We start from the raw sequence: 7,804 nt of genomic DNA, 5'->3' as shown, positions 1-7,804 counted from the left end.
ACGCCTGTGGAGATCATGTAAGGCCCTCCGGGGCGGGTTCGATGAAGCAGGAAGCCGCGCCCGAGAGGCGCGGGGTAGTTCACACGAATCTTTACAGAACCTAGCACACGGAGAGAGTGACGTACCGCCGGTTGAAGTCCGCGGTCTACCTGCTCATGGCAGGCGATCCGGATAGGGGTGGGCTCGTAAGCAGAACCTTTGATGCCTGCCTGATGGCGTTGATCATCGCGAACGTCATAGCGGTGATGCTTGAATCGGTTGAGGCTATATTCCTGCGTTATGAGGATCTCTTCTACGCTTTTGAACTCTTTTCAGTGACAGTTTTCAGCATCGAGTACGCCCTCCGGTTGTGGACGTGCACGGAGAACCCGGATTACGGTGGGGCGGTGGCAGGGAGGGTCCGGTATGCGTTCACTCCGATGGCTCTGATCGATCTCGTCGCTATACTGCCGTTCTTCCTGCCGATACTGATCCCGGTGGATCTGCGGTTCGTGAGGGCCGCCCGCCTCATGAGGCTCTTCCGGTTGCTGAAACTCGGGAGGTACTCTTACGCCCTCAAGATGCTGGGCGGCGCTTTCCAGAAGTCGAAGGAAATTCTTGCGGTTGTGGCCAGCGTTCTCGTGATAATCCTGATCTTTGCGTCGAGTCTTATGTTTTATCTGGAACACGAGGCGCAGCCGGAGGCGTTTTCAAGTATTCCTCAGGCGATGTGGTGGACGATTGTGACGTTGACAACGGTAGGCTACGGCGATGTCTACCCGATCACCGTGGGCGGTAAGTTGCTTGGTTCGTTTATTGCGGTCATGGGGATCGGGATGTTTGCCATACCTGCCGGGGTTCTGGCGACGGCGTTCATTGAGGAGATCCAGAAGAGGGGTTCGAAGACGACTCAGGAAGAGGGGTCGGTGAGTAAGCCGGAAGAGACGATCGCCCTGCTGGAGAGGCTCGATGCGCTGCACGATAAGGGGACGCTCTCTGACGAGGAGTTTCTGGTCCAGAAAGAGAGGATCCTGAAGCGATGATGGGCCAGAACCTGCGTCAAAAGGGCGAAGAGTGGTGGGTACGGGGGTAAAAACCCTGCTTTCTCTCTTCTATTTCAGTCCGGCATCCTGACAGAGTCGGCCCGATCCAGCCCCCTCGCAAAAAGGGGATATCGTTCTGATACCGGCCGCCGGCGGGGTGCGGGTCTTCCTTCAATCGTCGGGCCGTCATAGCCACTGTCGGCCAGGAAGTTTCGCGGGTCGCTGGATCCTCGTATGTGCGTCTGGCGCTCTCTTAGAGCGCATGGGCATCCCGCTGATAGTCGATCGAGACTCTTCGGGCGAGTGGGGACGAGGCGGATCCGTCGGTCCATACTGTTGATGGGAGATGCTACTCTATCGGTTAGATCGTGAGGACGTTCACGGCCGTGCTCTACAGCGCGGAGGGGGAGACACCCGCAGTGTTAACTGGATTTGGGGCACGCAGGAACCGATAGAAAGGATTTTATCGAGGAAGTAACTATTGCTGCACTTGAGACCCGCGAGAAGAAGGGTATGGAAAACCCCTCCCTGCCGGGAGGGGTGGAAGGCGCACTGTAAAGGCAGGGAGAACCGTTCATCAAGGGGCACGCGAGGCAAAGTTAGCAATTGTGTCGGATACGGGTTTAAGTTGTTGAACGGGGTGTTCCCTCTCAAGCAGCCGGATGATGGGATCAAGGCGTCCCTGACGACAGAAAAACAGAAAGAATCCGGGTGATAAAGGATGAAGATGATCTGGTGGTATATCCTGGCTCTCCTGATTGGGGGGTTCGCGCCTCTCATAATGGGGATTGCGAGGGGTAAGATTTTGATTGGGATCCTTGCGTTCATCGTATGTATAGTAGTGTCACTTTTTACCATGTGGGTCGGGGGACTCGTTGTTGCCCTGGTGTTCGTGTATTACATCGGTAACCAGACTGCTAACGCTAACCAGGCTGCTACCTAACCAAAAAACTACTTGCCTGCACTGAGACCCGCGAACAAAAGGGTGTGAAAACCCAATCTCTTCCCGGGTCTTTTCCCCCTCATTCTGCATGAAAGATAGCCACTGCCCGGGAGACCTGTTTCATCCGGTGCGCCTCTGGCTCCCCGGGCAGTCTGATCAATTAAGGTTCCTACACACAGCAGACTGGCAAGAACGGTATGAAAGCCACCCCGGCCGGAAAAGATCTCCCCGGCTGGTAACCGGATCATACAAAGTCGTAGCCGAAAAACCCGTGGATAAACAACCCAGCCTCTCCCCCCACCCACCGATGGGCAACAGCGTCTTTTCCATCCCCGGATGAGCAGGGTTGTTCGAGACCGCGTGGTCTTTCGTCACTCCGCGGAAAGATCCATCACCACGGCATCAGGCGTCGCCTCAACCAGATCCTCGACCGCATGCGGGTGGCAGGTGAAATAGATGACCTGGCACGTCTCTGCAAGTTCAGCGATCGCCCGGCAGGCATTCTTCCGCCGAACCGGATCAAAATTGACCAGGATATCATCAAAGATGACAGGCACCGGGATCGACGATGTCGCGTAGTCGCGGATATACCCAAACCGCAGTGCAAGGTAGAGCTGTTCGGCAGTCCCACGGGAGAGTTCGTCGATCTTCTTCCTGGCGCCGGTTGCCTCCTCAACGTAGGGATCAGACCCATCAAACGGCTTGACCACCCGCGTATACCGCCCGCCGGTGATCGCCGTGAAGAACGATTGAGCCTCCATGAGGATCTCTGGCTGACGCTCCCTTTCGAAAGTCTCCACAGCCATCCCAAGAAGGCTGGATGCCACGGTGTAGACCGACCACTCTCGGGACACCCGACTGAGGTCTTCCTTCAGCGCAGCCTCATGAGAGAGGAGCGAAGTGAGTTCATCGTCACCTTCGATCCCGGAGCACCGCTCCCTGAGCGTCCCGATCTCCTGGTGAATATCCTGGATCTTTTCGCGGATCTCCTGAAGCTCGTTCTCCTTCTCCTTGAGACGAACCTGCATCTGGACGGGGTCATACCCCTGCAGCGCCGTGATGAAATCATCGTAGCGCTCCACACCGCTGATCCTCCTGATCGCGGACCCGGCATCCCGGATACTCTCCTCAAGTTTCTGTCTCTCCCGTGACAGCCGCTCGATCTCGCGGTACTCCTCCGGCGTCTCCACACCCCGTTCCTTCAGAATGGTCTCAAGATCCGCTTTCGCTGCAGCATATAAAGCAACCGTCCTCTCCAGCGCCTCTCCCTCTGCATTCAGCCGATCACCGAGCGCATGGTATCGTCTCTTTGCCTCCTCCTCATCATGGAGCAGTCTGATGAGCCCCTCAAGGATGACTTCGGGAGAGCCTTTCAGAGGTTCGTTGCAGGCCCTGGCGACGGCCGCGATCTCCTCCTCAAACAATCGAATCTCCGCCGAGAGACTCTCTTCCCTCTTCTTCATCGCTGCAATCTGTGCACACAGACCTGCGGCCTGCTTGATCTCAGCGATAAGATCCGGGAGGAGGTCGGGATTCATCGCCCCGGGGAGACCCCGTTCGCTGCACCACCGTTTCCAGGCATCCAGGGCCTTTTTGTGTTCAGAGCGGAGATCATCCATCGCCTTTCTTGCCTTCTTCAGTGCCTCATCTGCAGTTCTGCAGAGTTCCTCTGCGCGGGCAATATCCCTATCGAGGTCTGATGCCCTGCCCGCCTCCATCACAGCATCTTCGAGGGTGTGGACGAGATCTTCGGCAACCGTCCGTTCATGAGGGGGATCAAACCCAAGCAATTTAGCACATGACCTAATCTTCTCTTTCCCCGCCGAGATCTCGCGCTCAACCTCCTTTCGCTGAGCGGCGAGTGTCTCCCCCTTCTCTGCAGGAACCTCCGTATCATTCCCCCCTTCCGCTCCTCTCCCGGCAAGAAAGATACCGGCCGCAGCAACGAGCAGGATCAGGGCGATGAGCCCGGCAATCTGGATGGCCGCGGTGAAAAAACCCCACAGAAAGACAAGGACGGCGGAGAGCGCTACCAGGATACCCGGCCATGATGGGAGACCCCGGGCAGAGCGAAGGGAAGCCCTGATCTCCGCGGTTCTCGCTTCTTCCTGCCGGATCGTTTGAAGTCGCACTTCAAGTTCCTGAACGCGCTGAATCTCCCCCAGCATTTCACGGGAGAGGCTGAGCCGTTTCCGGGCGGTCACGGGATCTTCGACATCCCCGATATCATCCCGACGTCTCTTCAGGTCCCTGAGGTCCTCTCTCTTCTCTGCTGCCTCCCTCTCTGCCGCCTCAAGCCTGGACCTCTGCGCAGTGCAGTCGTTCATGCTCTTTGTGAGGCGGTCACGGAGTTGTTTGGCCTCGTCCTGGGCGGGAACGGAGGTATCGAACCTGATGACACGCTCCTCATCCCAACCTTCCCCAAAAGACTTCAGCATCGAGGCAAGGCTCGCCTGCTGCTGTTCAAGCCCCAGCCGAACTCCCTTGAGATCGTCCACCTGGTTCCGGTAGTGCTCAACCTTTCGTTCGAGAGCACGTATGTTGTCGGCCTGCGCGAGAACTTCCTCCCTGACCACGCAGCGTTCAAGTTCTTCCTTTGAACTGCTTTGCTTTCTGGTCAGGTCTTCGCGCTCCGATTCCAGCCATTTAATCTCAGCCTCGATCTTGCTGAGATCTTCGAGAGCACCAGCCGGAAACGGCTCAATCCCGGGGATTTTGCTGAGAGCGTCTCGATATTTTTCGCGTTCGAGAAATATCTCCCACGCCTGCGCAAGAGATTTGAGGCAGGTGATCTCTTCCTCAGCAGATTTCCGTTTTTCATCTTCCTCCAGGGCAGCCTTGCTCTCCCGGGTGATTGCCTCGTTGATCAGATCATACTCTCCCTGCCTCTTCTTCACGTCGCGGATCTTCGCCTCGACGTCTTTCAACTCTGACATCAGGGTGTTGATCTTTTTCCTCTTCCCCTGGATCACATAAATCCCGTCTGCAGCACGCTGAATAGAGGTTGAAACCTCGCGGACAGGGAGGTTTCCAGCACCTGCAGCAGCCAGGCGATCCCTGATCTCATCTCTCCGGAGTGTCGAGATCTCCTGCAGCTCATTGAGTCCGATCGCACAGACGTTCTCATAAAAGACCTGGTCACATGGACCCAGCAGGGATAGGGGTTTTATCCCCTTCACAGCGGTGCCGCCAGCATATGTGAGAGAGGGAACGCCCCGAACCCCTGTACGGGAGAGGATGTACTCCTGGCCGTCCTCACCGAGGATCTCCAGCCTGCCACCGATCTTCCCGCCGTTGATAGGAGGGTAATGGTTCAGATTCTTCCTCCCGTCTGGAAAACCATAGAGCATCCGACGGATGAAGGCGAGCAGCGTTGTCTTTCCTGCCTCATTTGGACCGAAGATCACTGTCAGGCTTTCGCCGAACTCAGTGGGTGGTTTCCAGTCGTGAAACTTCCCGAAACCATCGATGTAGAGCGATCTGATCTTCATTCTCTCTCTCCTTCAGATAGTCGAGAGAGGAGCAGGGCCTCGGCTTCACGGATGATCGCGTTGAGTTCCTCGTCATCCGGTTCGCTTACGTATGCACGGGCATATTGGTGAAGGGGAGATATCTTTTCTTTCAGGCGGATTTGTCCGCTCTTGCTGGATATCGCCAGATCGCTCTGCCTGCATATCTCTCCGAGGATGTCGTCACGGGAATGAACCGCGTCACGGTCGATGACGGGGACGGTTCGGCATATGATCCGTTCAGGGTAGATGGGATAGTTGCTGGCCGGTGGATCCTCGATGAGTCGCTCTTCAAGTGCAGCGAGTCCGCCCGCCGCTACGAGTTCACCATGGAGCCTCGTCGCACCGGTGAGGATGATCCGACCAACGACGGGAATACCCGCTTTTTCAGATACGATGACAAGTTCCTTCCGGATCTCTTCTTCGAGGACTCCAAGATCCACAGAACCGGTGACATCGATCTCGATCACCTTCCAGAGGTATCTGGTTGTTCTGACAGTTTTGACCTCAACGGCACCATTAGCACCGACCGTGACGAGGTGGCAGCCCCGGTCACCGGTCTCTCCCAGATCACGCCCCTGCGGGTTGCCGGCATAGACGATCCAGGGGTCCCGGTCCTCGATGACCGTGGGCTGATGGATATGGCCCAGCGCCCAGTAATCGTAACCACATCGCCTGAGATCCTGGGCGCTGCATGGAGCGTATGGTTCGTGACCCGGGACTCCCCCAACGTTGCAATGGAGAAGACCTATCGTGCAGGGCCAGCCCTTCTCACGGCGAGGAAACCGCCCTGCGAGATTGTCCATAATATGGGCTGTTGCAAAGCTCATCCCTACGATCGCTGCAAGAGGTTTGTCTTTCCGACCGCGATGGATGATGACCTCCGGTTCTTGAGATGAGAAGACGAAAGCGTTCTCGGGCATCTTGATCGATCTCGACCATGCATCATCCGGGTCATGGTTGCCGCGGACGATGTATGCAGCGATTCCGTTCTCGCCGAGCCGTTTAAGTCCCTCTATGAACTGGAGTTGCGCCCGGATGTTCTGGTCCTCACTGTCATAGACGTCGCCTGCGACCAGCAGAAAATCGACTGCTTCACGGATACAGAGGTCTACTATCTCTCTCCAGGCACTATAGGTCGCACCTGCCAGATCAGCAGCGGTCTTCTGGTCCATTCCTGGAGGCGTTATGAACCGGCTTCCCAGGTGGAGATCGGCGGTATGCACAAAGCGAAAGGAAGAGGAAGGTCTCCGGGACGGGGGAGGCATATGAAAGACTGTTTACCCGAGGTTATTGATAAATCCATGCCTTATGGTGTATAAAACCCGATCGAGAAAACACAGAAACCTCGTTTAGCCCGGGTATTTTTTCCGGGCCAGGATCCAGGATCCACCCCTGATTTGAGGAGAACTCCATTTTTCGCCACATAAAGTATAAGTGCAACTTCCGTTCATAAACGCCCTCAATACCAAGGGCTTTTTTATCCCCACGTCTTACGCCTGGATCAAGCGGTGCAGACGGGGTGGGTGCAAAAGAGCCCCGGACGTGGCTGGAGAGGTAAAACCATGAAAGAACTGGGAGAATCTGGGGCGAGGGGCGCTGCGGCGGGGTGTATCCACCACCGCGGCACCGGCGCTCCGGTAAAAGGAGGCAACTGCGATGGTAGCAAGGCATCACCGGAAGTTCCGCTAACCAGGATGCACCAGGCCACCACTCATAGTTACGATTACAAAGATATAAGACTCACCACCCCGGCAGGGTGGGTGCGATGACCCTGGATGATAGGGTGCCGCTCTTACTGGTATCACGGACTGTCGACGGGGAGATCCGGCGGTACGGCCACGCTGTCCGCGAGATCCATCGCCACAGGACGAGGAACCACCAGTATCTCATCGAGACAGGGGAAGGGGCGGCCATGATGCCGGAGACCGGAACGGTCAGCGTGACCCCGGCAGTCATCCGGACATGGGAAGGAAACCGACCGCCACAGGCGGTCTTGCTGGACGACGGTGACAGCAATGACAGCAACTTTCAGCACGATGACAGCAACTGCTGTCAACGAGAAAGTCAAAGTAACAATGAGTTTTCGTCAAATAAAATACAGAATGATGAGATCACTCATCTGGATCAGTCTTATGTTCAGCAGACCCAGGAACAGAAGAGGCCTGAGGGAGGGAGCACTGCGATGAAGTGTGCCTCTGTTCCTGCAAATGCTGTCATTAAGGAGAGGCTACACGCATATCACCCAGAGAATCTGAAAATACCCAAAGATAAGGCTTCGTTCAGTGACAGCAACTGCTGTCAATCTGCTGAAAACTGCTGTCATTCAG

6 protein-coding genes and 1 pseudogene are annotated in these 7,804 nt (G+C 56.2%); 4 read left to right on the top strand and 3 right to left on the bottom strand.

Going from position 1 to position 7,804, the window contains the following annotated elements:
• The first annotated feature begins 116 nt into the window (after positions 1–116).
• Positions 117–1,022, top strand: coding sequence for an ion transporter (locus tag QMC91_RS09550; protein WP_300238013.1), 906 nt, complete (start codon positions 117–119; stop codon positions 1,020–1,022).
• A gap of 74 nt (positions 1,023–1,096) precedes the next feature.
• On the opposite strand, the gene QMC91_RS09545 is transcribed toward QMC91_RS09550, so the two are convergent.
• Complete coding sequence (locus tag QMC91_RS09545; protein WP_300238012.1) at positions 1,097–1,354, bottom strand: hypothetical protein; 258 nt, start codon at positions 1,352–1,354, stop codon at positions 1,097–1,099.
• 389 nt (positions 1,355–1,743) lie between these two features.
• On the opposite strand from QMC91_RS09545, the gene QMC91_RS09540 reads away from it, so the two are divergent.
• The gene (locus QMC91_RS09540) at positions 1,744–1,965 is read left to right on the top strand and encodes a hypothetical protein (RefSeq protein WP_300238011.1); all 222 of its coding nucleotides are present in this window, start codon (positions 1,744–1,746) and stop codon (positions 1,963–1,965) included.
• Positions 1,966–2,336: 371 nt separating this feature from the next.
• Here QMC91_RS09540 and QMC91_RS09535 read toward each other — a convergent pair whose 3' ends face one another.
• Entirely contained in the window at positions 2,337–5,456 is a 3,120-nt protein-coding gene (locus QMC91_RS09535) for an AAA family ATPase (RefSeq protein ID WP_300238010.1), read from the bottom strand.
• Positions 5,453–6,742, bottom strand: coding sequence for a DNA repair exonuclease (locus QMC91_RS09530; protein ID WP_300238009.1), 1,290 nt, complete (start codon positions 6,740–6,742; stop codon positions 5,453–5,455). Before QMC91_RS09530 ends, QMC91_RS09535 begins: the two co-directional genes overlap by 4 nt.
• A 297-nt stretch (positions 6,743–7,039) precedes the next feature.
• Between QMC91_RS09530 and QMC91_RS09525 the strand changes: the two genes are divergently transcribed.
• Together QMC91_RS09525 and QMC91_RS09520 are read left to right on the top strand one after the other, a co-directional pair.
• Positions 7,040–7,246: a hypothetical protein gene (locus QMC91_RS09525; RefSeq protein ID WP_300238008.1), complete on the top strand. Its 207-nt coding sequence runs from the start codon at positions 7,040–7,042 to the stop codon at positions 7,244–7,246.
• Positions 7,243–7,804, top strand: a pseudogene (locus tag QMC91_RS09520) (hypothetical protein); the annotation flags it as partial. The gene QMC91_RS09525 and the pseudogene QMC91_RS09520, both read left to right, overlap by 4 nt.

The sequence above is a fragment of the Methanoculleus sp. genome (assembly GCF_030019085.1).
GTDB lineage: Archaea > Halobacteriota > Methanomicrobia > Methanomicrobiales > Methanoculleaceae > Methanoculleus.
Note: the sequence above shows the minus strand (reverse complement) of the source record. Positions and strands in the feature narration are given on the sequence as shown.

Bases quoted from the DNA above. Each gene is read 5' to 3' on its own strand.
- QMC91_RS09545 (WP_300238012.1), bottom strand. From the start codon at position 1,354: ATGGACCGACGGATCCGCCTCGTCCCCACTCGCCCGAAGAGTCTCGAT.
- QMC91_RS09540 (WP_300238011.1), top strand. From the start codon at position 1,744: ATGAAGATGATCTGGTGGTATATCCTGGCTCTCCTGATTGGGGGGTTC.
- QMC91_RS09535 (WP_300238010.1), bottom strand. From the start codon at position 5,456: ATGAAGATCAGATCGCTCTACATCGATGGTTTCGGGAAGTTTCACGAC.
- QMC91_RS09530 (WP_300238009.1), bottom strand. From the start codon at position 6,742: ATGCCTCCCCCGTCCCGGAGACCTTCCTCTTCCTTTCGCTTTGTGCAT.
- QMC91_RS09525 (WP_300238008.1), top strand. From the start codon at position 7,040: ATGAAAGAACTGGGAGAATCTGGGGCGAGGGGCGCTGCGGCGGGGTGT.